Below are 24,720 nucleotides of genomic sequence, written 5' to 3' on the forward strand. Positions count from 1 at the left end.
AGATCGACCGGTCGGCGTCGATCACTCGAGGAGCGCGCGCGTCAGCCGGGCGAGCGCTTCGCGGGGGTCCTTGCCGTCTTCCGCGCCGGTCAGCCGGTGTACGACCGCGCCGTCGAGATAGTCGACCAGGATGCCGGTATCGGTCGCGGCCATACCGACAGCAGCGGCCATCTCGGCTGCCCACGCCCGCAGCCGCTGGTGCCCGCGACGCAGTGACTCGGAGAGCGCGGGCATCGTCTGCGACTCGCCGAACAGGGCCAGGCGTGCCTGCGTGCGGATGCGGTCGGTCGTTGTCGCATGGGTGAGGAACAGGGCGAGGCCATCGATGAGGTGCTCGACGGTAGCGGGGCCGAGTGCGCGGTTCAGTGTCTCCCAATCGGCGCGATCGCGGTGTTCGAGCCGTTCGGCGACACCGCAGAGCAGCGCCTCGCGAGTACGGAAATAGTTCGACGTCGAACCCGGCGGCAGATCGGCGGACCGGTCGACCGCGCGGTGAGTCAGCGCACGCGACCCGCCGGTGCCCAGCACCTCGATAGCGGCGTCGAGGACCTGTTCGCGTTTGGTAGGCACGTTCCGATACTACGCCCGTAGTGCTAGACACTACAGTCGTAGTAGGCTCAGGTGGTACCGGAAACGAGGGAGTGTGCGATGTCTACAGCAATCGTCGTCGGTGGCGGAATCGGCGGAATGGCCGCGGCGCTCGCGCTGGTCGGACGGGGCTGGTCGGTTCAGGTGCTCGAGCGCGTTCCGGAGGTCACCGAGGTCGGTTCGGGGATCTCCCTGTGGTCCAATGCCTTACGCGCACTGGATGCCCTCGGCGTCGGCGACGCGGTCCGTGGGCAGGGCATGGCCGAGATATCGGCCGGAATTCGGGACGACCGCGGGCGCTGGATCTCCCGCACGGACGTGACGACGCTCCGTGAGCGGTTCGGCGCTCCGGTCGTGATCCACCGTGCGCGGCTGTTGGACATCCTGCGCGCGGCGCTTCCCGAGGGTGTTATCCGCACCGGTGTGGCGGTGCGCGAGGTGACCGTCGACGGGGCGGTGGTGCACGACGCGGGTACTTCCACCGCCGATCTCATTGTCGGAGCCGACGGAATTCGCAGTGTCGTCCGACGTGCGGTCTGCGGCGAAGTCGCACCGCGCTACGCCGGCTATACCGCCTGGCGCATGGTGGTCGACAGCGAAAAGCAGCTCACCGACTTCGGCGAAACCTGGGGTCGCGGTGCCCGTTTCGGCATCGCCCCGCTCGTCGATGGTCGCGTCTACTGCTTCGCCGTCTACGACGCCCCGGAGAACACCGACGGCGAATTCGCCGAAGTCCGCGATCTCTTCGGGAACTGGCATCAGCCGATCCCCGACCTTCTCGCCGCCACGGACCCGAACGCGGTGCTGCACAACGATATCTACGACCTACCCGCCCTGCCCACCTTCACCGCGGGCCGCATCGCCCTGCTCGGCGACGCCGCCCACGCGATGACACCGAACCTCGGCCAGGGTGGCTGCCAAGCACTAGAAGACGCCGTAGTCCTCGGCCGGCTGGCAGCCGAACCCGGCGGACTCGCCCGATACGACCGAGAGCGCCGCCCTCGCACCCAGATGATCACCGAACGTTCCGCCCGGATCGGCACCGTCGCCCAATTGTCCGCCCGGCCGCTGGTTGCTCTCCGCAACACGGCATTGCGCCTTACCCCCACCTCGATCCAGCTCCGTTCCATGGCGGAGATCCTCGACGGGACCTGTTGAGACGAGGTCCGGCGTTCCTGCACGGCCGCGAAGCCCGGCGATCAGCTGTCGCGGTGCTGCGAGCGGGGTCTGACCTCCCTCGACCGGGGCGCGTGCGGGTCCTCCTTCCACGCGCACGCCGCCCGATGGTCGTGACTGGGAATGACGCGGACAGCGCCGCGGACCGCGTGCAGGCGGTGGACGGTTCGCCAGGTCTCGGTGCGGTCGTTGTCGGCCAGCATGCCCGGGTAGCCCGACTTCTGCCGCAATTCCTCGACCTGGAGGTTGTGCCAGATCGCGTCGCCCGCGAGCAGGACCGGGCCCCGGTCGGTCCGTAAGAGCAAGCCGACGCTGCCCGGGGTGTGACCGGACAGGTCGACGAGGACCACCGCGCCGTCGCCGAACAGGTCATGGCTGCGGTCGAAGGCGAGAACGGGCGGACCGTCGAGGTCGTAGAAATCGAGCGGTCGTTCACGAACAGCGCGTCGCACGCCGTCGACCGGTGCCCCCGTCCTTCCATCGCCCAGCTGTGCTCGGGCGGGTGCAGCCGCAGAGGCAAGCCGGGGAGATCGAGGAGGCCGGCGATGTGGTCCCAGTGCAGGTGCGTGGGTAGCGCGAAGTCGATCGTGCTCGCGTCGATCCCACTGCGCTGCAACGACTCACGGATGTCGATGACGTCCTCGGGTGGCGTCACGGCGAGCCTCAGGATCCGGGGAGCTCGAGCACCGCCTGGTCGTAGACGTCGACGCAGATGTGCCGAATACCGTGGCACCCTTCGCGGACAAACAAGCCGAGCTACAAGCTCGCGTCGACGATCTCACCCGAACCATCGACTTCCTCGCCCACGTGCTGCGCTGCACCCACCCGATCGTCGACGAGTGCCCGGACTGCGTCGAGTTCAGTCGGCCGGCTCATCCATGAGGCACAGCACGGGGGTTTCGCGTCGATGTGACAGCGGTGACGGCTAGTCGTCCGTCGATCGGTGGTAGCGCGCGAGCATGGCTGCGGCTGTGGCGGTCATGGTCGCGCGGAGTTCGGGTGGGGTGAGGACTTCGACGTGTTCGCCCAGGGGGAGGAGGGCGTGCGCCAGGACTTCGTAGGACTCGGCGGGGATGGTGATGTCGGTCCAGCCGTCGGCGTCGGGTGTTCCCGTGGATGAGAGGGCCTCGCGCACCGCGGCCGGGTCGTTCATCAGGCGCAGCAGACTCAGGTGGGCGGTGGAGATCCGGCAGTGGGCGCTGACTCGCAGCATGGATCGTGCGAATCCCTCGGCTGCGGATTTCCAGTGGTCGGCGAGGTCGAAATCAGTAGGGCGGGTGAAGGATTCGCCGGTGGGTTCGGCTGTGGTGATGCGGCCGGCTCGGTAGGAGCGGATGTCGGAGTGGTCGCGGGCGATCAGATACCAGGTGCCTGCTTTCATCACCAGGCCCAGTGGGTCGAGGGTGCGTTCTACCGCGCGATCGCGGCGGCGGTAGGTGATCGCGAGGCAGCGGTCGTGCCAGAGGGCGTCGGCAACCGTTGCGAGGGTGGGGGTTTCGTCGGGGCGCTGGAACCAGCCGGGCATGTCGATGTGCACGCGTTCGGCGATTCGGGTTGCGCGGCCGCGTAATTCGGGCGGCAGGGCGGCGAGCATCTTCAGCTGGGCGGTGGCCAGGACCGTGCCGAGCCCCAGGTCGGCGGCGGCACCGGGGAGGCCCGCGAGCAGCACGGCGTCGGCTTCGTCGGAGGTGAGGCCGGTGAGGCGGGTTCGATAGCCGTCGATCAACCGCACGCCCCCGCCGCGCCCCGGTTCGCTGTACACCGGAACGCCCGCCTCCGACAGCGCTTCGACGTCGCGGTACACCGTGCGCACCGACACCTCCAGCTCCCGCGCCAGCTGGCTCGCGGTCGCGCCGCCGCCCGCTTGCAACAGGAGCAGCAGCTGCACCAGCCTGCTCGCTCGCATATCCTCGAGACTAGCCGCAAAACCTGACACAAGATGGCAAGGTTGCGTCGTACCGTACGAGATATGACCACGTGGAGCCAGTTCACCGAAGAAGCACCGAGCATCGCGGCCTTGTTCCAGCGCAGGCACCAGGCCACCGGCAACCTGTGCATGCTCGGCACCCTGCGCGCTGATGGATCACCACGCATCAGCCCGATCGAACCGATGATCTTCGACGGCATGCTCGTCCTGGCCGGCATGCCGAACACCCGAAAATTCGACGACCTCGCCCGCGACCCGCGCTTCTGCCTGCACACCGCCACCGTCGACACCATGGTCTCCGAGGGCGACGCCAAACTCTTCGGCACCGTCACCGACCTGCAGGACGAAGCCGTCCATGCCCGCTTCGCCCAAAAGCTGTTCGACGACAGCGGTTTCGATATCCGCGGCCAGAAATTCGACCACTTCTACGTCGCCGATCTCACCGGCGCCTCCACCGTCGAAACGAACGACGACCGCCTCGACATCACTGTTTGGAAACCCGGCGCCGGCGAAACTGTCGTCCGCAAGGAGTGAGTCACCTGGTCGACCAGGCCATCAGGTACGGATTTCTCTCTCGGTCGCCAACCCTCGGCCTCGCTCCGGAAGGCCTCCGATAGAGCTGTTCGACAGCCGCATCCGCGGCGCCGTGTCCTTGATAATGACTGTCCGGTCAGTCATAATCGGACCGTGCCGAAAAGAATAGATGTCAGTGCCCGGCGGACCGAAATCCTGGATGCCGCCGTTCGGGTCTTCGCGCGGAAAGGTTTCGCCGCATCCCGTATCGAGGATGTCGCGGCCGAGGCCGGTGTCGCGAAAGGCAGTGTTTACCTTGCGGTCAGCAGCAGGGAGGAGCTGCTGACCGCGGCGTTCGACCAGTACCGTGCTCGCGCGCGGGAACAGCTCGCGCTTCCCGCGACCGGTTCGGCGCTGGATCGACTGGCCGAGCTGATCCGGGCGACGGTCGCGATGCTGGCGGCGCAGCCCGACCACGCGCGCGTGCTGCTCGATGTGTGGGCCGCCCGCACTCCGATAGATATGGGCGCCGTGTACGCGGAGTACCGCGCGGCGATCGCCGACCTGCTGCGTGAGGCGGGCACCGACGGGCAGCTACGGGCGGGAATCGGACCGGGGCACGCGGCGGTGATCGTGGGGGCGATCGAAGGCTGCCTGGTGCAGTGGCTCGCCGACGATCAGGTCCGGCTCGCCGACCTGGCCGAACCCATCGTGGCCGTGTGCGTGGAAGGCATCCGGCGATGACGATCACCGACCGTCTGATCGCCCCGAACGCGACGAGAAGCGAAGCCGCCCTGTGCTATTCGGCGGCGGTCATCGGCGCGGTGACCGCCGGTCTGCTCGCCAGGGGCTCGTCCGTATTGATGATCGTCGTGGTCGCACTGGTCGGCTTCGACCTGTTCGGTGGCGCGGTCGTGAACGCGACCGCATCGGCGAAACGCTGGTTCCATCGGCCCGGCCGCCATGCCCGCCATCACCTCACGTTCGTGGCGGTCCACGTCCAGCCGTTCCTGCTGGCACTGGTGGTGCCCGGGTTCGGTGGGTGGACGGCGGCCGCGATCTATGGGCTCGTCGTCGCGGCTGCCGTGGTGGTGACCTCGGCGCCGAATCACCTCCGCACTCCGATCGCCTTCGCTGCCACCGTCTTCGGGACCGCGATCACCACCGCCGTGCTCGCGGTTCCGACGTTCTTGCTCTGGTTCGGACCCGTCCTGCTGATCAAACTTCTCCTTGCCCATCTCCTGCCGGAACCGGGCACCGTCGACGACCGCGTGCCGCTGCCGCCGACGTGACAGCTCGCCCGCGCGTTTCGGGGATCAGGTGTGCCGCTGTGCCACGATGACCTGCATGGATCTGCTCGCTTCCGAGGGTGCCGGCGATGCGTCGCCGATCGTCTCGCTGTTCTGGATCGCCCTCATCGCGGTGGTCGCGCCGCTGCTGTCGCGGCTGGTGCGCGGGTATCTGCCGGATGTGGTGATCCTGCTGGTGGCCGGGGCGGTGGTCGGGCCGCATGTGCTCGGGTGGGCGAGCAGCGCGGGAGGGGTCGACCTGGTCAGCGAGCTGGGACTGGGGATGCTGTTCCTGCTGGCGGGCTACGAGCTCGATCCGCGATTGCTGCGCGGCCGATCGGGGCGGACGGCGTGGGTGGTGTGGATCGTGTGCCTGCTGTTCGCTTTCGTGATCGTCATGGTGGCGACGGAGACGTCCAACGGCACACGCGTCGCGGTCGCCATCGCGTTGACCTCCACCGCGCTCGGCACCCTGCTGCCGATCCTGAAGCAGGCGGGGATCGTCGACTCACCACTGGGCCGGGCGGTGATGACGCACGGCGCGGTGGGCGAGCTGGGGCCGATTGTGGCGATGTCGGTGCTGCTCACCAGTCGTGACGCGGGCAGCGCGGTGGTGATCGTCTTGATGTTCGTGGTGGCGGCCGTGGTCGTGGGGTTCGTGCCGGTGCGGATGTTCGATCGCATGCCTGATCTGGGCGCCGGGCTGGCGAGGCTGGGTGGCGGTACCTCGCAATTGCCGGTGCGCGGAGCGGTGCTGCTGCTTCTGGTGCTGATGGTGCTCGCCGAGGTCTTCGATCTGGATGTGGTGCTCGGCGCGTTCGCCGCGGGCATGATCCTGCGGCGGCTCATCGCGGCGGGACACCCGGATGTGGACTCGTCGCTCGAGGCCATCGGGTACGGGTTGCTGATCCCGGTGTTCTTCGTGGTGTCGGGGATGGGAATCGACGTGGCGGCGGTCGGGCGCAATCCGGCGCTGTGGTTGTGGTTCGTGGTCACCATCGCCGTCGCGCGCGGATTGCCGGTCTGGTTGAGCGAGCGTTTCGTGCCGCGCGGGGACAATCTGCCGACCGAACGCGAGCGCGTCGAATTGGCGCTCTATGCCGCGACGGGCCTGCCGATCATCGTCGCGGTGACGCAGGTGGCCACCCAGACCGGCCTGCTGACCGCCGATGTCGCCTCGATCCTGGTGGCGGCGGGCGCGACGACCGTCCTGGTGTTTCCGCTGGTCGCGCGTCTGATCGGGGCGTCGGAGGCGAAGTCGGTCACACCCGCTCATGAATGAGCTTGCATAGTCGTGCATAATCATCACATGGTCGATACGTCGGGAGGACCCGTGTTGCGGGTGGCGGTTGCCGGTGCGAGTGGATACGCCGGTGGCGAAGTGTTGCGTCTACTGCTCGGGCATCCCGAATACCGAGCGGGGCGCCTCGAGATCGGGGCGCTGACCGCCGGTTCCAACGCGGGTACCGCCCTCGGCGCGTTGCAGCCGCATCTGCTGCCCCTGGCAGACCGGATCCTCGAGGAGACCACCCCCGACATCCTGGCTGGTCACGACATCGTGTTCCTCGGCCTCCCGCACGGTCAGTCCGGCGCGATCGCGGCCGCCCTGCCCGACGAGACGATCATCATCGATTGCGGCGCCGACTACCGGCTCACCGACGCCGCCGCCTGGGAGAAGTACTACGGCAGTTCCCACGCGGGCAGCTGGCCCTACGGCCTGCCCGAATTGCCCGGTGCGCGGGCGAAGCTGACCGGTGCCCGGCGGATCGCCGTGCCCGGCTGCTACCCGACCGTGTCGAGCGTGGCGCTGGCCCCGGCGATCGCCGCCGGGATCATCGAGCCGACGGTGAATGTCGTTGCGGTGACCGGTACTTCGGGCGCGGGCCGCAAGCTCGATGTCGGTCTGCTCGGTTCCGAGGTGATGGGCAGTGTCCGGGCCTACAGCATCGCGGGCGCGCACCGGCACACCCCCGAGATCGCGCAGAACCTGAAAGCCGCGGGCGGCGTCGATGTCTCGGTGTCGTTCACGCCGGTGCTCGCCCCGATGCCGCGTGGCATCCTCGCCACCTGCACCGCCCCGGTGAAGGTCGACGCCGCGCAGGCACGCGCGGTCTACGAAAAGGCGTATGCCGATGAACCGTTCGTGCACCTATTGCCCGAAGGTGTACTGCCGCAGACTGGTTCGGTGCTCGGCTCCAACGCCATCACGCTGCAGGTCGCTGTCGATGCCGACGCGGGTCTGCTGGTGGTGATCGGCGCGATCGACAACTTGACCAAGGGCACCGCGGGCGCCGCGGTGCAATCGATGAATCTGGCCGTCGGATTCGACGAGACCGCAGGACTTTCCACCGTAGGAGTGGCACCGTGACGACCCCTGATCCGCAGACCCCGGACCACGGCAAACTGATCCACACCCAGGGCGTCACCGCGCCGCTGGGTTTCCGCGCGGCGGGCATCGCGGCCGGCATCAAGGCCAGCGGCAAGCCCGACCTCGCCCTGGTGCTCAACGAGGGCCCCGAATACTCGGCGGCCGGTGTCTTCACCAGCAACCAGGTCAAGGCCGCGCCGGTGCTGTGGTCGCAGCAGGTGCTGAAGACCGGTCATCTGCGCGCGGTGATCCTGAACTCCGGCGGCGCCAACGCCTGCACCGGCCACGGTGGCTTCCAGGACACCCACAAGACCGCCGAGGAACTCGCCGCGGCACTGAGCAATTGGGGCACCGAGACCGGCGCCGGCGAGATCGCGGTCTGCTCCACCGGTCTCATCGGTGACCGCCTGCCGATGGACAAGCTGATCCCGGGGATCACCGAGATCGTGCACGAGATGGGCGGCGGCATGTCGGGTGGCTCCGACGCCGCCCACGCCATCATGACCACCGACACCGTCCCGAAGGAGTCGGCGTTCCACAGCGAGGACAAGTGGAACGTCGGCGGCATGGCCAAGGGCGCGGGCATGCTCGCGCCGTCGCTGGCCACCATGCTCGTCGTGCTCACCACCGACGTCGTCGCCACGCCCGATCAGCTCGACTCCGCGCTGCGCAAGGCCACGAAATACACCTTCGACCGGCTCGATGTCGACGGTTCGTGCTCGACCAACGACACCGTGCTGCTCCTGGCCAACGGTGCCAGCGGCGTCGCACCCTCGCAGGAGGATCTCGACGCCGCGGTGTTCACCGTGTGCGACGACCTGGCCGCGCAGTTGATGGCTGATGCCGAGGGCGTCACCAAACGGGTCCAGGTCACCGTCGCGGGCGCGGTCTCCGAGGATGAGGCGCTGACCGCCGCCCGCGCGGTCGCCCGCGACAGTCTGGTCAAGACCGCGCTGTTCGGTTCCGATCCGAACTGGGGTCGCGTGCTCGCCGCCGTCGGCATCGCGCCGGTGACCCTCGACCCGAACCGGATCGCGGTGTCGTTCAACGGAAATCCGGTCTGCGTCGACAGTGTCGGCGCGCCCGGCGCCCGCGATGTCGACCTGTCCGGCGCGGACATCGAGGTGCTGATCGAGCTCAACGTCGGTGACGGTACCGCGATGGTGCGCACCACCGACCTCTCGCACGCCTACGTCGAAGAGAACTCGGCGTACAGCTCATGAGCGTCGTGCACAGCCTGTCGGCGCTGGACAAAGCGCACGTGCTCGCCGACGCGCTGCCGTGGCTGCAGAAGTTCCGCGACAAGATCGTCGTCGTGAAGTACGGCGGCAACGCCATGATCGACGACGAACTCAAGTCGGCCTTCGCCGCCGACATGGCGTTCCTGCGCACCGTGGGTGTGCACCCCGTGGTCGTGCACGGCGGTGGCCCGCAGATCAACGCCATGCTGAAAAGGCTCGGTATGGCAGGCGAATTCCGCGGCGGCTTCCGCGTCACCACCCCCGAGGTGATGGATGTGGTGCGGATGGTGCTGTTCGGTCAGGTGGGCCGTGAGCTCGTCGGGCTGATCAACGCGCACGGCCCGTACGCGGTCGGCATCTCCGGCGAGGACGCGCATCTCTTCACCGCCACCCGGCGCACCGTGGCGGTCGAGGGTGTCGCCACCGATATCGGCCTGGTCGGCGACGTCACCGAGGTCAACCCCGGCGCCGTGCTCGACCTGATCGACGCGGGCCGCATCCCGGTGGTCTCCACCATCGCCCCCGACGCCGACGGCGTGGTGCACAACATCAACGCCGACACCGCCGCCGCCGCACTCGCCGAGGGCATCGGCGCGGAGAAACTCGTCGTGCTCACCGACGTCGAGGGCCTCTACACCGACTGGCCCGACCGCTCCTCGCTGACCAGCCGGATCGACGCCGACGCGTTGGCGAAGTTGCTGCCGCGCCTGGATGCGGGCATGGTGCCGAAGATGGAAGCGTGTCTGCGCGCCGTGCTCGGCGGGGTCCCCAGTGCCCACGTGATCGACGGGCGCGTCCCGCATTCGGTACTACTGGAGCTGTTCACCGGAGAAGGAATCGGAACCATGGTGACCCCCGCCGGGTCGTCGGATGGAACGCAATCATGAGCGAAGTAGAGAAGCTGCAGCAGCGGTGGTCGGCCGCGATGATGGACAACTACGGCACCCCGAAGGTCGCGCTGGTGCGCGGCGCCGGTGCGGTGCTCTACGACGCCGACGGCAAGCGCTATATCGACTTCCTCGGCGGTATCGCGGTCAACAGCCTCGGCCACGCCCACCCCGCCATCCTGGAAGCGGTCACCCAGCAGCTTGGCACGCTCGGCCACGTGTCGAACCTGTACGCCAGCGAGCCCGTGATCGAGCTGGCCGAGAAGCTGCTCGCTCATTTTGGCGACGGTGAGGGCAAGGCGTTCTTCTGCAACTCCGGCACCGAGGCCAACGAAGCGGCGTTCAAGATCGCACGGCTGACCGGCCGGTCGAAAATCGTTGCCGCCGAGGAGGCTTTCCACGGCCGGACGATGGGCGCGCTCGCGCTGACCGGCCAGGCTGCCAAGCGCACGCCGTTCGAGCCGATGCCGCCCGGTGTCGTGCACGTGCCCTACGGTGACGCCGCCGCGCTCGAAGCGGTGGTCGACTCCGACACCGCCGCGGTGTTCCTCGAACCGATGATGGGAGAGAGCGGTGTGGTCGTCCCGCCGTTCGACTACCTCGCCAAGGCGCGGGAGATCACATCGAGGGCTGGGGCGCTGCTGATCCTCGATGAGGTCCAGACCGGAATCGGGCGCACCGGAACATTTTTCGCGCACCAGGCGGCGGGCATCGTGCCCGACGCGATCACCCTGGCCAAGGGGCTCGGTGGTGGCCTGCCGATCGGCGCGGTGCTGGCCCAGGGCCGCGCCGCCGAACTGCTCACGCCGGGTCTGCACGGCACCACCTTCGGCGGCAATCCCGTCTGCGCGGCAGCGGCTTTGGCCGTGCTGCGCACGATCGACTCCGATAACCTGCTGACCCACGTGGAGTGGGTGGGCAAGAAGCTCAGCGACGGCATCGCGTTGCTCGAGCATCCGGAGATCGACCACGTGCGTGGTGCGGGTCTGCTCATCGGCATCGTGCTGAAGAACGACATCTCCGCCTATGTCGACGAACGCGCGCGCGAGGCCGGCTACCTGCTCAACCCCGCCAAGCCCAACGTGATCCGGTTGGCGCCACCCCTGGTACTCACCGAGACCCAGGCCGACAATTTCGTCGCCGACCTGCCCGAGATCCTCGACAAGGCCGCCGCCGATGCTAAGGGAGCGACCAAGTGACCCTGCGTCATTTCTTGCGTGACGACGATGTGACCCAGGCCGAACAGGCCGAAATCCTGGCCATCGCCGCCGAAGTGAAGAAGAACCCCTTCCTGCACCGGCCGCTCGACGGCCCGCGCGGGGTCGGGGTGATCTTCGAGAAGAACTCCACCCGCACCCGTTTCTCCTTCGAGCTGGGTATCGCGCAGCTCGGCGGGCACGCGGTGGTCGTCGACGGTCGCGACACCCAACTGGGTCGTGAGGAGACCCTCGGCGACACCGGCAGCGTGCTCTCGCGCTATGTCGACGCCATCGTCTGGCGGACCTTCGAGCAGTCCCGTCTCGACGAAATGGCTGTCACCGCAACGGTTCCCGTGGTGAACGCGCTGTCCAACGAGTTCCATCCGTGCCAGGTGCTCGCCGATCTGCAGACGATCAGCGAGCGCAAGGGTTCCCTCGCGGGACTGAACCTCACGTACTTCGGTGACGGTGCCAACAACATGGCGCACTCGCTGCTGCTCGGTGGCGTGACTGCCGGCATGAACGTGACCGTGGCCGCACCCGCGGGCTTCGAACCGCTGCCGTGGATCTTGGACGCCGCCGCCAAGCGTGCCGCGGAAACCGGTGCGACAGTGTCGGTTACCGGTGACCCGGTGGTCGGCGCGACCGGCGCGGACGTGCTCGTCACCGACACCTGGACCTCCATGGGCCAGGAGAACGACGGTCTCGACCGGGTCGGCCCCTTCCGCCCGTTCCAGCTCAACTCCGAGCTGCTCGCCTACGCCGATCCGGCCGCGATTGTGCTGCATTGCCTTCCGGCCCACCGCGGCGAGGAGATCACCGACGAGATCCTCGACGGTGGGCACAGCGTGGTGTGGGACGAAGCCGAGAACCGGCTGCACGCGCAGAAGGCGCTGCTGGTGTGGCTGCTCGCGAAAGCCGCCGCGTGAGACCGCGAACCGAGGCCGGCGCCGGGGTCGGGCGATGAGCGCACCGGAGAAGGGTTCGCCCGCGATCGCCCGCACCCGCGCCGGCCGCCAGTCGCGCATCATCGACCTGTTGACCTCGCATTCGGTCCGCAGCCAGACCGAACTCGCCGCGCTGCTCTCGGCCGAGGGCATCGAGACCACCCAGGCCACCCTGTCACGTGACCTCGACGAACTCGGCGCGGTGAAACTGCGCGCGGCCGACGGCGGCGCGGGCGTCTACATCGTCCCCGAGGACGGCAACCCCGTCCGCGGCGTCACCGGCGGCACCGCCCGCCTGTCCAAACTCCTCGGCGACCTGCTCGTCTCCACCGACGCCAGCGGCAACCTCGCCGTCCTGCGCACCCCACCCGGCGCCGCCCACTTCCTGGCCAGCGCCCTCGACCGCGCCGCCCTGCCCTTCATCGTCGGCACCATCGCCGGCGACGACACCATCGCCGTCATCGCCCGAGAACCCCTCACCGGCGCCGAACTGGCCGCGAAAATCGAAGACCTGGCCTGACCACCTGTTACTTAACTACCGCGAACAGACCACCGCTCGCGCCGATTCCGTTGTCTGGAAGATGATCGACAGTCTCATCGCGCAGCCGGTCGTGAACAGCGCTTACGTTGCCGGAACTTTCGGCACCAGTGGGGTCGCGGCGCAGCGGGCGATCGATCGGCTCGTCCAGTCCGGCGTGCTGCGTGAGGTGTCGCAGCGCGCCAGGAACCGAGTCTGGCAGGCCGACGGAATTCTCACGGCCCTCGATGATTTCGCAGCGGGGATCGGACGCGTCCGTGGATGACGTGAGCGCTACCGTGCTTCCTCGTCGCTCTTACCTCTCGCAGCGTTCGCTGCCCGAGCTGAACGTGTTCGACCGGCGCCGACATGCCAGAGCACGGCGTAGGTCGTCCAGGCGGCGACCGTCGCCTGGGCCGCACCGACGATCGTGTGCCGGATCAGGTCGTAGGTGCTGACCCGGGTGATCGGGTCGTCGACGGCGAGTGCCGCACCGATGACGGGCGCGGCGAGCAGGACGGCGACGACGGCCCGGTGCGACCAGGTGGGAGCGCAGACGGGGCGGCGGGTGCGGCGCACCAGCAGGTAGGCGAGGGTCGCTGTGCCGGCGAGAGAGGAGACATAGCCGAGGACGTTGTAGGTCTTGTGCGGCTCGATGGCCGAAGTCCGCAACAGATCCCAGTGCTGGACCGCGAAACCTGATGTCTGAGTGAAGGAATCCCAGATCACGTGTGTTGTCGCACCGAGCACGATGGCGGCGACCGTCGCAACCACCTGGAACCGGGCCGATCCGGAATCGGCGGTGGCGGCAGGCGCGAGGCGGAGAAGAGTCGAGGCCGGGCCGACCGAAAGCCGGAAGGCGAGAAGCAGCCCGAGGCCGATCAGCAGGTCCCAGCACAGGACGCCGACGACCGAGTGGGTTGTCGTGCCGGAGAGGGGGCCAGGCAGGTAGTAGACGACATCGGGGGCGATGGATCCCGCGACGAGGGCGGCAAGGGGGAGGTATCGAGCGAAGGGCAGAACCGCAATCGGATGGGCGAACGTGATCGGCACCGTTTCACCGTAATCGGCTGCGGTGCGGGGCTACTCAGGCTTCGACTGTGTTCGGTCCTGGGACAACCGCTGCCACGTCCAGTCGACGCGGACGTCGAGTGGCGAGTCCGGGGTGACCATTCGGGGTTCGGTGTTCAGTCCGTTGGGTGGGCCGGATTGCGCTTCCACCGACAGTGATTCCTCGGGCAGCGTCCAGACGACGACATCGTGGACGGCGCTGGTGATCGTGAATTCGAGGAAACCAGGCCAGGTCAGGCGGGCGAGGACGCCGTTGGGCATGCCGAAGCAGTCATCCCACGGGGGTGGGGTCGGCGCGATCCGGCGGCCGGTCGGCAGATAGTCGTCGCCGCGTTCGCACTGCCACGCCGGGTCGAAGTCGAGTCGAACCGGTCCCGTCGCGGGCGGGATCTCGCGCAGGAACCACGGGTGCCAACCACCTTGGGCGGGGAAGGCGTAGTGATCGGTGGCGATGCGCATCGCGAGGACGAGGCCGGTGTCGGTGAGGGTGAACGTCTGGGTGACGGTGCCCGCGAACGGCCACGGGTCACCGAGGCGATGCCGGATCGTCGCCTCGGACGGCGACGCCGCGACCACGTCCCACGCGCCGTCACGGGCGGTGCCGTGGATGCTGTGCGGGGGATTGTTGATCGGCAGCTGATAGGTCCGGTCACCGACGGTCAGTTCACCTTTGCCGAGCCGACCGGCCCACGGCGCCATCACGAAACAGCCGGTGCCGGGGTCCTGCCGGAGCAGTTCGGTGCCGTCGACGGTGAGACTGTGGATCGCGCCGCCGTCGTCAGGGGCGATCGTGAGCGCCGCGGAGCCTGCCTCGAGCCGCACATCGTCGGTCATGTTCCGCACACTAGTGGCGGCCCTCGGTCATCGGCGGCAACCCGCGCCGAAGTCGGGCTCAGTTGAACGGGTACTGCCCGCCACCTGCGCCGCCGCCGTTGTTCGGCGTGGCGATGTCGATGATGTCCTGGACCAGTTCGACGACGGCCCTGCCGACATCGAGAACACCGTTGCCCAGCGTCGAGAATTCCTGGGCGATGTAGTGGAGCATCTTGTTCGTCCTCCCGTGCGGCGAGCCGAATAGTGCTCTCCCAGCGTGCCACACGCGAGGGATCAGGAGTTGAGGAAGTTCAGGATCAGCAAGGTCAGTGGGGCGGTGATCTCGAATCCCGTTTGCAAGACATAGAGCCCGAGACCGGCGATGGCCTCGTAATTGTCGGAGAGTAGCTGCAAGGCTTCATCCATGGTGTGCTCCTTCGATCGAGATGAGTCAGGCGAAGAATCCCTGGAGCAGGGGAGTGCCGAGATCGATGACTGCCTTGGCCACCGTCAGGCCCAGGTTCCCGAGTCCGATGACGACCGTGCCGATCAGGTCGTAGTTGGCCTCGGCGAAATCACGTAGCGACTGCATGATGGCTCCTTCGGTCCCGACCCAATGGCTATCTACTGTGACCAGCGTCTCACAGCTGAGGGTACTCGCCAAGGCGCAAACCGGTATCGTCCCAGGTAATCAACCATTTCGGTCGTTGCCGGTCCGAGCCCGCACCCCCGGTTATGAATGAGATTGCATCATCATGCATAATCATTTGTAGCAACGGCGTGAGCCGAAGGAAGACCCCACTTCGAGGAGCACAACAAACATGTCCGATCGCGTCGTACTCGCCTACTCCGGTGGGCTTGACACCTCCGTCGCCATCAGCTGGATCGCGAAGGAGACCGGTTCCGAGGTGGTGGCCGTGGCCATCGACCTGGGCCAGGGCGGCGAGGACATGAGTGCGATCCGACAGCGCGCCCTCGACTGCGGCGCCGTGGAGGCCATCGTGGTCGACGCGCGCGACGAGTTCGCCGACGAGTACTGCCTGCCCACCATCCAGGCCAACGCCATGTACCAGGGCCAGTACCCGCTCGTCTCGGCCATCAGCCGCCCGCTGATCGTCAAGCACCTCGTCGAGGCCGCGAAGTTCCACAACGCCACCACCGTCTCGCACGGCTGCACCGGCAAGGGTAACGACCAGGTCCGCTTCGAGGTCGGCATCGGCGCGCTCGCGCCCGACCTCGAGGTCATCGCCCCGGTCCGCGACTACGCCTGGACCCGCGAGAAGGCCATCGCGTTCGCCGAGGAGAACAAGCTCCCGATCAACGTCACCAAGAAGTCGCCGTTCTCCATCGACCAGAACGTGTGGGGCCGCGCGGTCGAGACCGGGTTCCTCGAGGACCTGTGGAACGCGCCGACCAAGGACGTCTACGACTACACCGCCGACCCGACGGTGAACTTCGAGGCGCCCGACGAAGTCATCATCACCTTCGAGAAGGGTGTGCCGGTCGCCATCGACGGCAGGCCCGTCTCCGTGCTGCAGGCCATCGAGGAGATGAACACCCGCGCCGGTCGGCAGGGTGTCGGCCGCCTCGACATGGTCGAGGACCGTCTGGTCGGCATCAAGAGCCGCGAGATCTACGAGGCACCGGGCGCCATCGCGCTGATCACCGCGCACCAGGCCCTCGAAGCCGTCACCGTCGAGCGTGAACTGGCCCGCTACAAGCGGCAGGTCGAGCAGCGCTGGGGCGAGCTGGCCTACGACGGCCTGTGGTACTCCCCGCTCAAGCGCGCGCTCGACGCGTTCATCTCCGACACCCAGCAGACCGTGACCGGCGAGATCCGGATGGTGCTGCACGGCGGTTCCGCGGTGGTCAACGGCCGGCGCTCGGACCAGTCGCTCTACGACTTCAACCTCGCCACCTACGACGAGGGCGACACCTTCGACCAGTCCCTGGCCAAGGGCTTCGTCCAGATCCACGGCCTGTCCTCCAAGGTCGCCGCCCGCCGCGACCTGAGCTAACTGTTCCGCCTCTCCGCGACTTTTGCCGGTCGTGGGGTGGTGGTTGCGTGACTTGCCGGGCACTCCTTTGGATGTACGGATGTCCTGGGCGTGCCCGGTGAGTTGCTCGCCCGCCTCCCCGCGAACTTTGGCCGGACTCAGGTGCGGGGAAAGTCGGGAAAGGCGGCCAGCTCTAGAGGCGGGGCGTTTCAGCCCGTACCCGGTGAGTTACCCATGTACTTGCGAGATCAGTCAGCACCAAACGTACGCTCGATAAGCCAACCCGAGAGAGGGCACTGATGACCCACGTTGGAACCAACGAAGGTGCGCTCTGGGGTGGGCGATTCGCGTCCGGGCCCGCCGAGGCGATGGCGGCGTTGAGTAAGTCGACGCATTTCGACTGGGTGCTGGCGCCCTATGACATTCGCGCGTCCAAGGCGCATGCTCGGGTGCTGCACAAGGCCGGGCTGCTCGCCGACGACGATCTGCCCGCCATGCTGGCCGGGCTGGACGCGCTGGCCGCCGATGTCGCGTCGGGTGCCTACGGTCCCGCCGAGTCCGACGAGGATGTGCACGGTGCGCTCGAGCGGGGGCTGATCGAGCGGGTCGGGACCGAGCTCGGCGGGCGGCTGCGGGCCGGTCGTTCGCGTAACGACCAGGTGGCGACACTGTTCCGGATGTGGCTGCGTGACGGTGTGCGCCGGGTCGCCGCCGGTGTGCTCGATGTGGTCGACGCGCTTGTCGCGCAGGCTGCCGCGCACCCGGACGCGGTGATGCCGGGCAAGACCCACCTGCAAGCCGCCCAGCCGGTGCTGCTCTCGCACCACCTGCTCGCCCACGCGCACCCGCTGCTGCGCGACCTCGAACGCCTGCGCGACTTCGACAAGCGCGCCGCCGTCTCACCGTACGGTTCGGGCGCGCTGGCCGGTTCCTCGCTGGGCCTTGACCCCGAGCAGATCGCCGCCGAGCTGAATTTCGATGCGTCCGCGGCCAATTCGATCGACGCCACCTCCTCGCGTGACTTCGCCGCCGAGGCCGCGTTCGTACTGGCCATGATCGGCGTCGACCTCAGCCGGATGGCCGAAGAGGTCATCGTCTGGAGCACACCGGAATTCGGCTACGTCACCCTGGCCGACGCCTGGTCGACCGGCTCGTCGATCATGCCGCAGAAGAAAAACCCCGACGTCTCGGAGCTGACCCGCGGCAAGGCAGGCCGTCTGATCGGCAACCTGACCGGCCTGCTCGCCACACTGAAAGCCCAACCGCTGGCGTACAACCGGGACCTCCAGGAAGACAAGGAGCCCCTGTTCGACTCGGTCGCCCAGCTCGAACTGTTGCTCCCCGCCATCGCGGGCCTGGTCGGCACCCTCACCTTCCACACCGACCGGATGGCCGAATTGGCCCCCGCCGGTTTCACTCTCGCCACCGACATCGCGGAATGGATGGTGCGCCAAGGTGTTCCGTTCCGCGTTGCCCACGAGGCGGCCGGTGCGTGTGTGCGGGCAGCGGAAGCGCGTGGCGTCGGCCTCGGCGAACTGACCGACGCCGAATTCGCCGCCGTCGACCCGGCACTCACCGCCGGTGTGCGCGAAGTCCTCACCGTCGAGGGATCGATCGCCTCGCGCAACGCTCGCGGCGGCACCGCCGGTGTGCGCGTGGCCGAGCAACTCGGCGAAGTCCGCAAGACCGCCGACGCTGCCCGCGCCTGGTTGAGCTGATCGGCCACGTGGTGACTTCACCCACCACCTGCTTGCCAACCAGTTGCCACTGTGACAATTTGGAAGTGAGCCCGAACGGGGCTCCCGGACGAGGGTAGCCGTACCCGGAACGCGACAAGACGGCCACAGGAGGCTCGTCATGTCATGGATTCTGCTCGTCATCTCCGGTGTGCTGGAAGCAGTGTGGGCCACCGCGCTCGGTCGGACCGAAGGCTTCAGCCGACTCGTCCCGACCGTGGTGTTCGGCGTAGCCCTGGCGGCCAGCATGACCGGACTGGCGCTCGCGATGCGCGATCTCCCGGTCGGCACCGCGTACGCGGTCTGGGTGGGCATCGGCGCCGTCCTGACCGTCGTCTACGCCATGGTCACCGGCGCGGAAGCCTTCTCGGTCGTGAAGGCCGTGTTCCTGGTGATGATCGTGGCCGGTGTGGTCGGGCTCAAAATGGCGCACTGACGTGGTGAACCTCGGGTGCGCGGGTTTCTAGAGTTCGGCGTGGACGCGGAAACCCGCCTCACGCAGTGCGTCCAGGACGTCGTCGCGGTGCGCGGAGCCGCGGGTTTCCACGGTGAGCGACACCTCGACCTCGTCGACCGCCAGCCACGGGCCCGTCCGTGAGTGCACGACGTCGACCACGCTCGCGCCCGCGCGCCCGACCACGGCCAGCAGCGCCGACAGGGCGCCCGGACGGTCGTCGATCGTGACGTGCATGGCCAGGTAGCGGCCCGCGGCGCTGAGCCCGTGGCCGATCACGCGGGTGAGTAGCAGCGGGTCGATATTTCCGCCCGACAAGATGGTCACCACCGGGCCGGGCAGCTCCGGCAGAGCGGAGGTGAGCAGGGCCGCGACGCCCGCCGCACCCGCGGGCTCGACGACGAGTTTGGCCCGTTCGAGGCAGAGCAACAGGGCCTTCGACAGGGCGTCCTCGTCGACGGTGACGATCTCGGACACCAGCTCGGCGACGTGGGCGAATGGCACCGCGCCGGGCAACCCGACCGCGATCCCGTCGGCCATCGTCGACATCCGCGGCACCCTCACCGGTCTGCCCGCCGCCAGCGAATCCGGCCACGCCGCGGCCTCAGCCGCCTGCACGCCGATCACCCGGACATGCGGTGCCAACGCGTGCAATGCCACCGCGACACCCGCGAGCAGCCCACCGCCACCGGTCGGCACGACGACCGTGCCCACCCCGGGAACCTGTTCGAGGATCTCCAGCGCGACCGTCGCCTGACCGGCGACGATATCGGGATGGTCGAACGGATGGATCAGCGTCGCGCCGGTCCGTTCGGCGAATTCCTGTGCGGCGACCAAGGATTCGTCGATCGTGTCACCCACCAGATGCACGTCGGCACCGTAGGCGCGCGTAGCGACCAGTTTCGGCAGCGACTCGCCGACCGGCATGAACACCGTCGAAGCGATCCCGAGCTCACTTGCCGCCCACGCCACCCCCTGCGCGTGATTACCGGCGCTGGCCGCCACCACACCCCGCGCCCGATCCGCCGCGGGTAGATTCGCGATCCGGTTATAGGCCCCGCGCGGCTTGAACGACCCGGTTCGCTGCAAGTTCTCGCATTTGAGCTGCACCTGTGTGCCCGCCCGCTCCGACAACACCCGCGACCCCACGATCGGCGTCCGCCGAATCACCGGCGCCAGCAGTCGCGCAGCCGCCTCGATCCGCTCCAGTCCCACGGTCTCCATCGGCCACATAGTGCCAGGTTCGGCATCGCGAGTCGGGTATCCAGGTGTTGCGTCCATATTGTGCAGTGATCAACCGCCCAGCGAGTAGCTCATGACAGTGGCGACGCCTTCGCGATGTTGTGGGCGATGGTGCCGAGACGGGTGAGGCGAGCGTCGCCGAGCGGGGTGAGTTTGCCGCCGAGCCGATTGGTGACGAAGGCGAGGGAGAGGCCGGTCTCGGGATCGGCGAAGGCGCCCGAGCCGCCGAGACCGAAGTGGCCGAAGGCGGAGATCGGGTCGGCCTTGGACGGCTTCATCGGGACGCCATGGAAGCCCATGGCCCAGGGGATGCGAAATGCCAGGACATAGTCGGGGGTGAAGACCTGGCGGGTGGCGAAGCGGGGGATCGAGTCAGGGGAGAGGATGCGGGTGCCGCCGAGTTCGCCGCCATTGGCCAGGGCGGCATAGACACGGGCGAGAGCGCGGGCGGAGAAGACGCCGTTCACGCCGGGCATCACCGAATCGTGCACGCGCTCATCGACGATCAGCTCGGCGAAACCGCGCGGAGTGGTCTCCGCGGCGGCGGCGAAGCGGGTGCGGGTCAGCAGATCGGAGCCGGTGTCCCAGTTCATGCCCGCGGCCCGCAGACGCGGGAAGGTGGCGGCGATGCGATGGCGCTGGTCGTGCGGTACCCGGAACCAGAGTTCCTCGGCAGCAAGGGGTTCGGCGAGTTCGGTGCGCACGACATCGACGAACTCGCGGCCGGTGACCCGCTGCACGATCTCGGCGGCCAAGTGCCCGTAGCTGATTCCGTGATAGCCGCTGGTGATCAGGTGCCGGGGGTCGGGTGTGGCCGCGGCCAGCGCGGCGGTGACGGCCTTGTCGTCGAGGAAACTCTCGATCGGGCCGGGCAGCAGACCGCGCAGCCGGTGCAGGCCGGCGCGGTGGGTGAGCACATCGCGCACGGTGATGCCGGCCTTGCCCGCCGCGGCGAACTCCGGCCAGTACTCGGCGACCGGGCTGTCGTAGTCGAGTTGCCCACGATCGGCCAACTGGTGAATCACCGTGGAGGCCACGCCTTTTCCGGTGGAGAAGCCCAATGCCACCGAATCGGCTGTCCACGGCACACCCGGACTCGCGTATCCGGCCCACACATCGACCACCGGTTCGCCGTGCAGGTACACGCACAGGGCGCCACCGCCGTGCGAGGGCTTGCGGAACAGGTGGTCGAACACGGTGACCAAGCGGACGAAACGGCGATCCACCGACTGCGCTGTCGAAACTCCCATCGTTCGAGCATGCCATCACGCACTGGGGACCGGTCGGTACGGTGATCGTTTCCTAACTGTCACATCGAACAGTCCGCGCGCAATAAACCGTCCATAGCATGTGTGTATGCCCCCGAGACGACGATCGGCGCTGCTCGCAGGGCTTGTGGTCGATGAGCCAGGCCGACCGCAGGTGATTCTGGGCGAACTGCGCCGGGTGATCCTCGACGGTGCCGTACCGCCGTGCACCGTGATCCCGCTGCGGGAAGTCGCCGAGCTGTTCGGCGTGAGTCACATCCCCGTCCGCGAGGCGCTCAAAACGCTGATCGGGGAGGGCCTGGTCACCCACCGCCAGCAGCGCGGCTACCAGGTGGCCCAGCTCACGGCCCGTGAACTGCGCGAAATGTACATCGTGCGTGACACTTTGGAGACGGCCTCGCTCGCCGCGGCCGCGACACACGCCGACGAGGCCGAACGCGCGCACCTGCTCGCGGTGAACGACTTACTCGAACGCGCCATCCTCGACGACGACCCCGAGGCCTACCAGCGCCAGTCCCGCAGCTTCCATGTGGCGCTGACCAGGCCGTCGAGGATGTTCCGGCTGCTACACATGCTCGAATCCGCGTGGAATGTCACCGAACCGGTGCAGTCGATGGTTCATATCGACCGGCTCGACCGCGAGCGCCTGCACATCGACCACATCGCCATGCTCGACGCGTTTCTCGCCCGCGATGTCGACCGCCTGCTCGTGACCGCCGAAGAGCACCACCGCAGGTTGGAAACGGTGGTCGCCACCCTGCCGACCGATACCGGACTGCTCGCGCCGGAAGATATATCTTCGGTGCAATAGGGGTGAAATTCCCGGGAAACCGCTGGGCAACCGCTGATACTTACCGTCAGTTCAGCAGATGTACCCCTTCGGACGGGAACGATCATGACCGACACCCTTACGTCCTCGGCGGTTCCCGCCGGTGAACCACCCACCTATGATCCGCGGCTCACGAATGAGGACTTGGCACCGCTGCGCAAGCAGAGTTGGGGCACTTACAATATCTTCGCCTTCTGGATGTCGGACGTGCACAGCGTCGGCGGATATGTCACGGCGGGAAGCCTTTTCGCGCTCGGACTGGCCAGCTGGCAGGTGCTCGTCGCACTACTCATCGGCATCACTATCGTGTATTTTTTCTGCAATCTGGTGGCGAAACCGAGTCAGATCACCGGGGTGCCCTATCCGGTGATCTGCCGCAGCGCGTTCGGCGTGCTCGGCGCGAACATTCCGGCGATCATCCGCGGTTTGATCGCGGTGGCCTGGTACGGCATTCAGACGTTTCTCGCCTCGGCGGCACTGGATGTCGTTCTGGTGAAACTGTTTCCGGGACTGGCGCCCTATGCCGTCACCGCCGATTACGGGTTCTTGGGACTCTCGGCGCTCGGCTGGGGCAGCTTCTTGCTGTTGTGGGTGCTGCAGGCGTGTGTGTTCTGGCGCGGCATGGAATCGATCCGCAAGTTCATCGACTTCTGCGGTCCCGCTGTTTATGTGGTCATGTTCGTGCTGTGCGGCTATCTCATCGCGAAGGCCGGGTGGAGTGCCATCGACCTGAAACTGGGCGATGTGCGATACACCGGCTGGGCTTCGGTGCCGGTCATGCTCGGCGCGATCGCGCTCGTGGTGTCGTATTTCTCGGGCCCGATGCTCAATTTCGGTGACTTCTCCCGCTACGGCAAGAGTTTCGCCGCGGTGAAGAAAGGGAACTTCCTCGGACTTCCGGTGAACTTCCTGGTCTTCTCGGTGCTGGTCGTGGTCACGGCCTCGCTGACCTTGCCGGTGTATGGCGAACTCATCACCGATCCGGTCGCCACCGTCGCCAAGATCGATTCCACGTTCGCGATCGTGCTCGGCGCACTCACCTTCACCATCGCCACCATCGGCATCAATATCGTCGCCAACTTCATCTCGCCGGCTTTCGATTTCTCGAACGTGAGTCCGCAGCGGATCAGCTGGCGGGCGGGCGGCATGATCGCGGCGGTCGGTTCGGTGCTGATCACGCCATGGAATCTGTACAACAATCCCGACGTGATCCACTACACCCTCGAGGTGCTCGGCGCCTTTATCGGACCGTTGTTCGGGGTGCTGATCTGCGATTACTACCTGGTGCGTAAGCAGAAGGTGGTCGTCGACGATCTGTTCACGATGTCGGAGCAGGGAACCTATTACTACACGAAGGGCTATCACCCGGCCGCGGTCATCGCGACCGCCGTCGCCGCCGCGATCGCGGTGTTCCCGGTGCTGGCCAACAGCCTGCCCGGCATGCACACCGCCGCCAAGTACAGCTGGTTCATCGGGTGCGGCGTGGGTTTTGTTCTCTACTACCTGCTGACCGGTGCCCGGCGCACGGCAGCGGCCGAGGAGGTCGGTGCTTGATGCGCATCCGGGTCGTCAACCCGAATACCACGCGGGCGATGACCGACACGATCGAGCAGTGTGCGCTGGCCGTCGCAGGCCCGGGCACACTGCTCGACGCGGTCACCTCCGAGATCGGGCCCGCCTCGATCGAGAGTCATTACGACGAGGCGATGAGCGTGCCGGGGCTGCTCGCCGCGATCCGGCAGGGAGAAGCCGACGGTGTGGACGGGTATGTCGTCGCCTGCTTCGGTGATCCGGGATTGGACGCGGCGCGCGAACTCGCGGTCGGCCCGGTGATCGGGATCGCGGAGGCGGCAATGCGCACCGCGAGCCATCTCGGTCGCGGATTCAGTGTTGTCACTACGCTCGGGCGCACCATCGGGCGGGCTGCGGATCTGGCGGAACACTATGGGATGCAACGGTTCTGCCGGGGGATTCACGCGTGTGAGATACCGGTGCTCGCGCTCGATACCGATCCGGACGCGCGCAAGATCGTCACCGAGGCGTGCCGGGCGGCTGTCGCGCAGGACGGGTCCGACGCGGTGGTACTGGGTTGTGCGGGCATGGCCGAGCTGTGCGCGCACATTCGTGACGAGATCGGGGTGCCGGTGATCGACGGTGTCGCGGCGGCGACGCTGACCGTGCAGTCGCTGCTGACGATGGGTCTGCGCAAGTCGGGGAGGGGAGAGTTCGCGACGCCGCCGCCGAAGACCTATCTCGGTCTGCTGGAATCCTTCGGTTCGTGAGTGCCGGTCAGACGCCGGCGGCCTGGGTGCTCAGTGCGTTCAGCACGGCATGGAGATCGTCGACGTCGACGACCAGCCGGGTGAAGTCGGGCCCGTCCAGATCGATCCGGACGGCGCTGCCACCGAACGTGGTGTCCCAGAACTCTTTCCGTCCCTTGCCACGGTAGACACCGGCGGCGATCACACCGGGGATGAAGGTGCCGGGGGCACGGACCCACGGCGGGCGCAGGTCCACCTCCGCGGTGGCGATCTCGGTGATCGCGGCACGGTCGATCACGACCTGCTGGCGCAGAGCGAGTAGGCGATGCCCACCGAGCACATTGACCGTCACCGTGTCGTCGTTGATCTCGACCTCGACCATCGCTATCACCCTCAC

At 67.5% G+C, this 24,720-nt stretch carries 30 protein-coding genes, 1 pseudogene and 1 riboswitch; of the genes and pseudogenes, 19 read left to right on the top strand and 12 right to left on the bottom strand.

Translation table 11 applies throughout. From position 1 onward, the window contains the following. Positions 1 to 21 precede the first annotated feature (21 nt). The gene (locus ACWZHB_RS05925; protein ID WP_427906910.1) at positions 22 to 570 is read right to left on the bottom strand and encodes a TetR/AcrR family transcriptional regulator; all 549 of its coding nucleotides are present in this window, start codon (positions 568 to 570) and stop codon (positions 22 to 24) included. 78 nt (positions 571 to 648) lie between these two features. Between ACWZHB_RS05925 and ACWZHB_RS05930 the strand changes: the two genes are divergently transcribed. After that, entirely contained in the window at positions 649 to 1,746 is a 1,098-nt protein-coding gene (locus ACWZHB_RS05930; RefSeq protein WP_427906911.1) for an FAD-dependent monooxygenase, read from the top strand. A gap of 41 nt (positions 1,747 to 1,787) precedes the next feature. On the opposite strand, the gene ACWZHB_RS05935 is transcribed toward ACWZHB_RS05930, so the two are convergent. Next, the gene (locus ACWZHB_RS05935) at positions 1,788 to 2,216 is read right to left on the bottom strand and encodes an MBL fold metallo-hydrolase (protein ID WP_427909397.1); all 429 of its coding nucleotides are present in this window, start codon (positions 2,214 to 2,216) and stop codon (positions 1,788 to 1,790) included. A 122-nt stretch (positions 2,217 to 2,338) separates the two neighbouring features. Further along, positions 2,339 to 2,497 (bottom strand): annotated as a pseudogene (locus ACWZHB_RS05940) (hypothetical protein); the annotation flags it as partial. On the opposite strand from ACWZHB_RS05940, the gene ACWZHB_RS05945 reads away from it, so the two are divergent. Then, positions 2,491 to 2,646 carry a MerR family transcriptional regulator gene (locus tag ACWZHB_RS05945; protein ID WP_427906912.1) on the top strand — a complete coding sequence of 52 codons (156 nt, stop codon included), beginning with the start codon at positions 2,491 to 2,493 and terminating at the stop codon, positions 2,644 to 2,646. The pseudogene ACWZHB_RS05940 and the gene ACWZHB_RS05945 sit on opposite strands and share 7 nt — an antisense overlap. 43 nt (positions 2,647 to 2,689) lie before the next feature. Here the strand turns inward: ACWZHB_RS05945 and ACWZHB_RS05950 are convergent, their stop codons facing one another. Next, positions 2,690 to 3,670: a helix-turn-helix transcriptional regulator gene (locus ACWZHB_RS05950; RefSeq protein ID WP_427906913.1), complete on the bottom strand. Its 981-nt coding sequence runs from the start codon at positions 3,668 to 3,670 to the stop codon at positions 2,690 to 2,692. 63 nt (positions 3,671 to 3,733) lie between these two features. Between ACWZHB_RS05950 and ACWZHB_RS05955 the strand changes: the two genes are divergently transcribed. The 11 genes from ACWZHB_RS05955 to ACWZHB_RS06005 all read left to right on the top strand — a co-directional run bounded on the left by ACWZHB_RS05955 (position 3,734) and on the right by ACWZHB_RS06005 (position 12,938). Continuing rightward, on the top strand, positions 3,734 to 4,225 hold the full coding sequence (locus tag ACWZHB_RS05955; RefSeq protein ID WP_427906914.1) for a pyridoxamine 5'-phosphate oxidase family protein: 492 nt from the start codon (positions 3,734 to 3,736) through the stop codon (positions 4,223 to 4,225). 153 nt (positions 4,226 to 4,378) lie between these two features. Further along, entirely contained in the window at positions 4,379 to 4,948 is a 570-nt protein-coding gene (locus tag ACWZHB_RS05960) for a TetR/AcrR family transcriptional regulator (RefSeq protein ID WP_427906915.1), read from the top strand. Continuing rightward, a complete protein-coding gene (locus ACWZHB_RS05965; protein ID WP_427906916.1) occupies positions 4,945 to 5,496 on the top strand; it encodes a hypothetical protein in 552 nt (183 codons plus the stop codon). The genes ACWZHB_RS05960 and ACWZHB_RS05965 overlap by 4 nt, the downstream gene beginning before the upstream one ends. Before the next feature lie 55 nt (positions 5,497 to 5,551). Beyond that, positions 5,552 to 6,775: a cation:proton antiporter gene (locus ACWZHB_RS05970; RefSeq protein ID WP_427906917.1), complete on the top strand. Its 1,224-nt coding sequence runs from the start codon at positions 5,552 to 5,554 to the stop codon at positions 6,773 to 6,775. A gap of 27 nt (positions 6,776 to 6,802) precedes the next feature. Then, positions 6,803 to 7,861, top strand: a complete 1,059-nt coding sequence (gene argC, locus ACWZHB_RS05975) for an N-acetyl-gamma-glutamyl-phosphate reductase (protein WP_427906918.1) — start codon at positions 6,803 to 6,805, stop codon at positions 7,859 to 7,861. Continuing rightward, positions 7,858 to 9,084, top strand: a complete 1,227-nt coding sequence (gene argJ / locus ACWZHB_RS05980) for a bifunctional glutamate N-acetyltransferase/amino-acid acetyltransferase ArgJ (protein WP_427906919.1) — start codon at positions 7,858 to 7,860, stop codon at positions 9,082 to 9,084. The genes argC and argJ overlap by 4 nt, the downstream gene beginning before the upstream one ends. Then, positions 9,081 to 9,989: an acetylglutamate kinase gene (gene argB, locus ACWZHB_RS05985; protein ID WP_427906920.1), complete on the top strand. Its 909-nt coding sequence runs from the start codon at positions 9,081 to 9,083 to the stop codon at positions 9,987 to 9,989. The genes argJ and argB overlap by 4 nt, the downstream gene beginning before the upstream one ends. Further along, positions 9,986 to 11,188 carry an acetylornithine transaminase gene (locus ACWZHB_RS05990; RefSeq protein WP_427906921.1) on the top strand — a complete coding sequence of 401 codons (1,203 nt, stop codon included), beginning with the start codon at positions 9,986 to 9,988 and terminating at the stop codon, positions 11,186 to 11,188. Before argB ends, ACWZHB_RS05990 begins: the two co-directional genes overlap by 4 nt. Then, complete coding sequence (argF, locus tag ACWZHB_RS05995; RefSeq protein WP_427906922.1) at positions 11,185 to 12,117, top strand: ornithine carbamoyltransferase; 933 nt, start codon at positions 11,185 to 11,187, stop codon at positions 12,115 to 12,117. Before ACWZHB_RS05990 ends, argF begins: the two co-directional genes overlap by 4 nt. Before the next feature lie 34 nt (positions 12,118 to 12,151). Continuing rightward, positions 12,152 to 12,655, top strand: coding sequence for an arginine repressor (locus ACWZHB_RS06000; protein ID WP_427906923.1), 504 nt, complete (start codon positions 12,152 to 12,154; stop codon positions 12,653 to 12,655). 61 nt (positions 12,656 to 12,716) lie between these two features. After that, positions 12,717 to 12,938, top strand: coding sequence for a hypothetical protein (locus ACWZHB_RS06005; RefSeq protein ID WP_427906924.1), 222 nt, complete (start codon positions 12,717 to 12,719; stop codon positions 12,936 to 12,938). Positions 12,939 to 12,946: 8 nt separating this feature from the next. Here the strand turns inward: ACWZHB_RS06005 and ACWZHB_RS06010 are convergent, their stop codons facing one another. The 5 genes from ACWZHB_RS06010 to ACWZHB_RS06030 form a co-directional block, all read right to left on the bottom strand. Continuing rightward, the gene (locus ACWZHB_RS06010; protein ID WP_427906925.1) at positions 12,947 to 13,705 is read right to left on the bottom strand and encodes a DUF4184 family protein; all 759 of its coding nucleotides are present in this window, start codon (positions 13,703 to 13,705) and stop codon (positions 12,947 to 12,949) included. Positions 13,706 to 13,735: 30 nt separating this feature from the next. Continuing rightward, entirely contained in the window at positions 13,736 to 14,557 is an 822-nt protein-coding gene (locus ACWZHB_RS06015) for an aldose epimerase family protein (protein ID WP_427906926.1), read from the bottom strand. Between the two features lie 58 nt (positions 14,558 to 14,615). Further along, positions 14,616 to 14,768, bottom strand: coding sequence for a hypothetical protein (locus tag ACWZHB_RS06020; RefSeq protein ID WP_427906927.1), 153 nt, complete (start codon positions 14,766 to 14,768; stop codon positions 14,616 to 14,618). Positions 14,769 to 14,830: 62 nt separating this feature from the next. Next, positions 14,831 to 14,962, bottom strand: coding sequence for a hypothetical protein (locus ACWZHB_RS06025; RefSeq protein ID WP_427906928.1), 132 nt, complete (start codon positions 14,960 to 14,962; stop codon positions 14,831 to 14,833). A 25-nt stretch (positions 14,963 to 14,987) separates the two neighbouring features. After that, the gene (locus ACWZHB_RS06030; RefSeq protein WP_165610251.1) at positions 14,988 to 15,128 is read right to left on the bottom strand and encodes a hypothetical protein; all 141 of its coding nucleotides are present in this window, start codon (positions 15,126 to 15,128) and stop codon (positions 14,988 to 14,990) included. A 229-nt stretch (positions 15,129 to 15,357) separates the two neighbouring features. On the opposite strand from ACWZHB_RS06030, the gene ACWZHB_RS06035 reads away from it, so the two are divergent. From ACWZHB_RS06035 to ACWZHB_RS06045, 3 genes are all read left to right on the top strand, one after another. Continuing rightward, entirely contained in the window at positions 15,358 to 16,554 is a 1,197-nt protein-coding gene (locus ACWZHB_RS06035; protein ID WP_427906929.1) for an argininosuccinate synthase, read from the top strand. Between the two features lie 278 nt (positions 16,555 to 16,832). Continuing rightward, positions 16,833 to 18,251, top strand: a complete 1,419-nt coding sequence (gene argH / locus ACWZHB_RS06040) for an argininosuccinate lyase (RefSeq protein WP_427906930.1) — start codon at positions 16,833 to 16,835, stop codon at positions 18,249 to 18,251. 64 nt (positions 18,252 to 18,315) lie between these two features. Then, a riboswitch (guanidine-III (ykkC-III) riboswitch) is annotated at positions 18,316 to 18,380 on the top strand. A gap of 10 nt (positions 18,381 to 18,390) precedes the next feature. Beyond that, a complete protein-coding gene (locus tag ACWZHB_RS06045; RefSeq protein ID WP_427906931.1) occupies positions 18,391 to 18,705 on the top strand; it encodes a DMT family transporter in 315 nt (104 codons plus the stop codon). A 27-nt stretch (positions 18,706 to 18,732) separates the two neighbouring features. Here ACWZHB_RS06045 and ilvA read toward each other — a convergent pair whose 3' ends face one another. Further along, positions 18,733 to 19,956, bottom strand: coding sequence for a threonine ammonia-lyase (gene ilvA / locus ACWZHB_RS06050; RefSeq protein WP_427909094.1), 1,224 nt, complete (start codon positions 19,954 to 19,956; stop codon positions 18,733 to 18,735). An 80-nt stretch (positions 19,957 to 20,036) separates the two neighbouring features. After that, positions 20,037 to 21,215, bottom strand: a complete 1,179-nt coding sequence (locus ACWZHB_RS06055; protein WP_427906932.1) for a serine hydrolase domain-containing protein — start codon at positions 21,213 to 21,215, stop codon at positions 20,037 to 20,039. A 106-nt stretch (positions 21,216 to 21,321) separates the two neighbouring features. Between ACWZHB_RS06055 and ACWZHB_RS06060 the strand changes: the two genes are divergently transcribed. The 3 genes from ACWZHB_RS06060 to ACWZHB_RS06070 all read left to right on the top strand — a co-directional run bounded on the left by ACWZHB_RS06060 (position 21,322) and on the right by ACWZHB_RS06070 (position 24,344). Then, complete coding sequence (locus ACWZHB_RS06060; protein WP_427906933.1) at positions 21,322 to 22,044, top strand: GntR family transcriptional regulator; 723 nt, start codon at positions 21,322 to 21,324, stop codon at positions 22,042 to 22,044. A gap of 84 nt (positions 22,045 to 22,128) precedes the next feature. Continuing rightward, positions 22,129 to 23,616, top strand: a complete 1,488-nt coding sequence (locus ACWZHB_RS06065; RefSeq protein ID WP_427906934.1) for an NCS1 family nucleobase:cation symporter-1 — start codon at positions 22,129 to 22,131, stop codon at positions 23,614 to 23,616. Further along, positions 23,616 to 24,344: an aspartate/glutamate racemase family protein gene (locus ACWZHB_RS06070; protein WP_427906935.1), complete on the top strand. Its 729-nt coding sequence runs from the start codon at positions 23,616 to 23,618 to the stop codon at positions 24,342 to 24,344. The genes ACWZHB_RS06065 and ACWZHB_RS06070 overlap by 1 nt, the downstream gene beginning before the upstream one ends. 7 nt (positions 24,345 to 24,351) lie before the next feature. On the opposite strand, the gene ACWZHB_RS06075 is transcribed toward ACWZHB_RS06070, so the two are convergent. Then, a complete protein-coding gene (locus ACWZHB_RS06075; protein WP_427906936.1) occupies positions 24,352 to 24,705 on the bottom strand; it encodes a hypothetical protein in 354 nt (117 codons plus the stop codon). Between the last annotated feature and the right edge of the window lie 15 nt (positions 24,706 to 24,720).

Source organism: Nocardia sp. FBN12 (assembly GCF_054031145.1).

What these genes read in the sequence shown, in the direction of transcription:
- argH (WP_427906930.1), top strand. Translation starts at nt 16,833, where the DNA reads ATGACCCACGTTGGAACCAACGAAGGTGCGCTCTGGGGTGGGCGATTC.
- ACWZHB_RS05955 (WP_427906914.1), top strand. Translation starts at nt 3,734, where the DNA reads ATGACCACGTGGAGCCAGTTCACCGAAGAAGCACCGAGCATCGCGGCC.
- ACWZHB_RS06015 (WP_427906926.1), bottom strand. Translation starts at nt 14,557, where the DNA reads ATGACCGACGATGTGCGGCTCGAGGCAGGCTCCGCGGCGCTCACGATC.
- ACWZHB_RS06005 (WP_427906924.1), top strand. Translation starts at nt 12,717, where the DNA reads ATGATCGACAGTCTCATCGCGCAGCCGGTCGTGAACAGCGCTTACGTT.
- ACWZHB_RS06020 (WP_427906927.1), bottom strand. Translation starts at nt 14,768, where the DNA reads ATGCTCCACTACATCGCCCAGGAATTCTCGACGCTGGGCAACGGTGTT.
- ACWZHB_RS05970 (WP_427906917.1), top strand. Translation starts at nt 5,552, where the DNA reads ATGGATCTGCTCGCTTCCGAGGGTGCCGGCGATGCGTCGCCGATCGTC.
- ACWZHB_RS05990 (WP_427906921.1), top strand. Translation starts at nt 9,986, where the DNA reads ATGAGCGAAGTAGAGAAGCTGCAGCAGCGGTGGTCGGCCGCGATGATG.
- ACWZHB_RS06075 (WP_427906936.1), bottom strand. Translation starts at nt 24,705, where the DNA reads ATGGTCGAGGTCGAGATCAACGACGACACGGTGACGGTCAATGTGCTC.
- ACWZHB_RS06035 (WP_427906929.1), top strand. Translation starts at nt 15,358, where the DNA reads ATGTCCGATCGCGTCGTACTCGCCTACTCCGGTGGGCTTGACACCTCC.
- ACWZHB_RS06000 (WP_427906923.1), top strand. Translation starts at nt 12,152, where the DNA reads ATGAGCGCACCGGAGAAGGGTTCGCCCGCGATCGCCCGCACCCGCGCC.
- ACWZHB_RS06030 (WP_165610251.1), bottom strand. Translation starts at nt 15,128, where the DNA reads ATGCAGTCGCTACGTGATTTCGCCGAGGCCAACTACGACCTGATCGGC.
- ACWZHB_RS05965 (WP_427906916.1), top strand. Translation starts at nt 4,945, where the DNA reads ATGACGATCACCGACCGTCTGATCGCCCCGAACGCGACGAGAAGCGAA.
- ACWZHB_RS06045 (WP_427906931.1), top strand. Translation starts at nt 18,391, where the DNA reads ATGTCATGGATTCTGCTCGTCATCTCCGGTGTGCTGGAAGCAGTGTGG.
- ACWZHB_RS06025 (WP_427906928.1), bottom strand. Translation starts at nt 14,962, where the DNA reads ATGGATGAAGCCTTGCAGCTACTCTCCGACAATTACGAGGCCATCGCC.
- argB (WP_427906920.1), top strand. Translation starts at nt 9,081, where the DNA reads ATGAGCGTCGTGCACAGCCTGTCGGCGCTGGACAAAGCGCACGTGCTC.
- ACWZHB_RS05930 (WP_427906911.1), top strand. Translation starts at nt 649, where the DNA reads ATGTCTACAGCAATCGTCGTCGGTGGCGGAATCGGCGGAATGGCCGCG.
- ACWZHB_RS06055 (WP_427906932.1), bottom strand. Translation starts at nt 21,215, where the DNA reads ATGGGAGTTTCGACAGCGCAGTCGGTGGATCGCCGTTTCGTCCGCTTG.
- ACWZHB_RS06070 (WP_427906935.1), top strand. Translation starts at nt 23,616, where the DNA reads ATGCGCATCCGGGTCGTCAACCCGAATACCACGCGGGCGATGACCGAC.
- argC (WP_427906918.1), top strand. Translation starts at nt 6,803, where the DNA reads ATGGTCGATACGTCGGGAGGACCCGTGTTGCGGGTGGCGGTTGCCGGT.
- ACWZHB_RS06060 (WP_427906933.1), top strand. Translation starts at nt 21,322, where the DNA reads ATGCCCCCGAGACGACGATCGGCGCTGCTCGCAGGGCTTGTGGTCGAT.
- ilvA (WP_427909094.1), bottom strand. Translation starts at nt 19,956, where the DNA reads ATGTGGCCGATGGAGACCGTGGGACTGGAGCGGATCGAGGCGGCTGCG.
- ACWZHB_RS06065 (WP_427906934.1), top strand. Translation starts at nt 22,129, where the DNA reads ATGACCGACACCCTTACGTCCTCGGCGGTTCCCGCCGGTGAACCACCC.
- ACWZHB_RS05950 (WP_427906913.1), bottom strand. Translation starts at nt 3,670, where the DNA reads ATGCGAGCGAGCAGGCTGGTGCAGCTGCTGCTCCTGTTGCAAGCGGGC.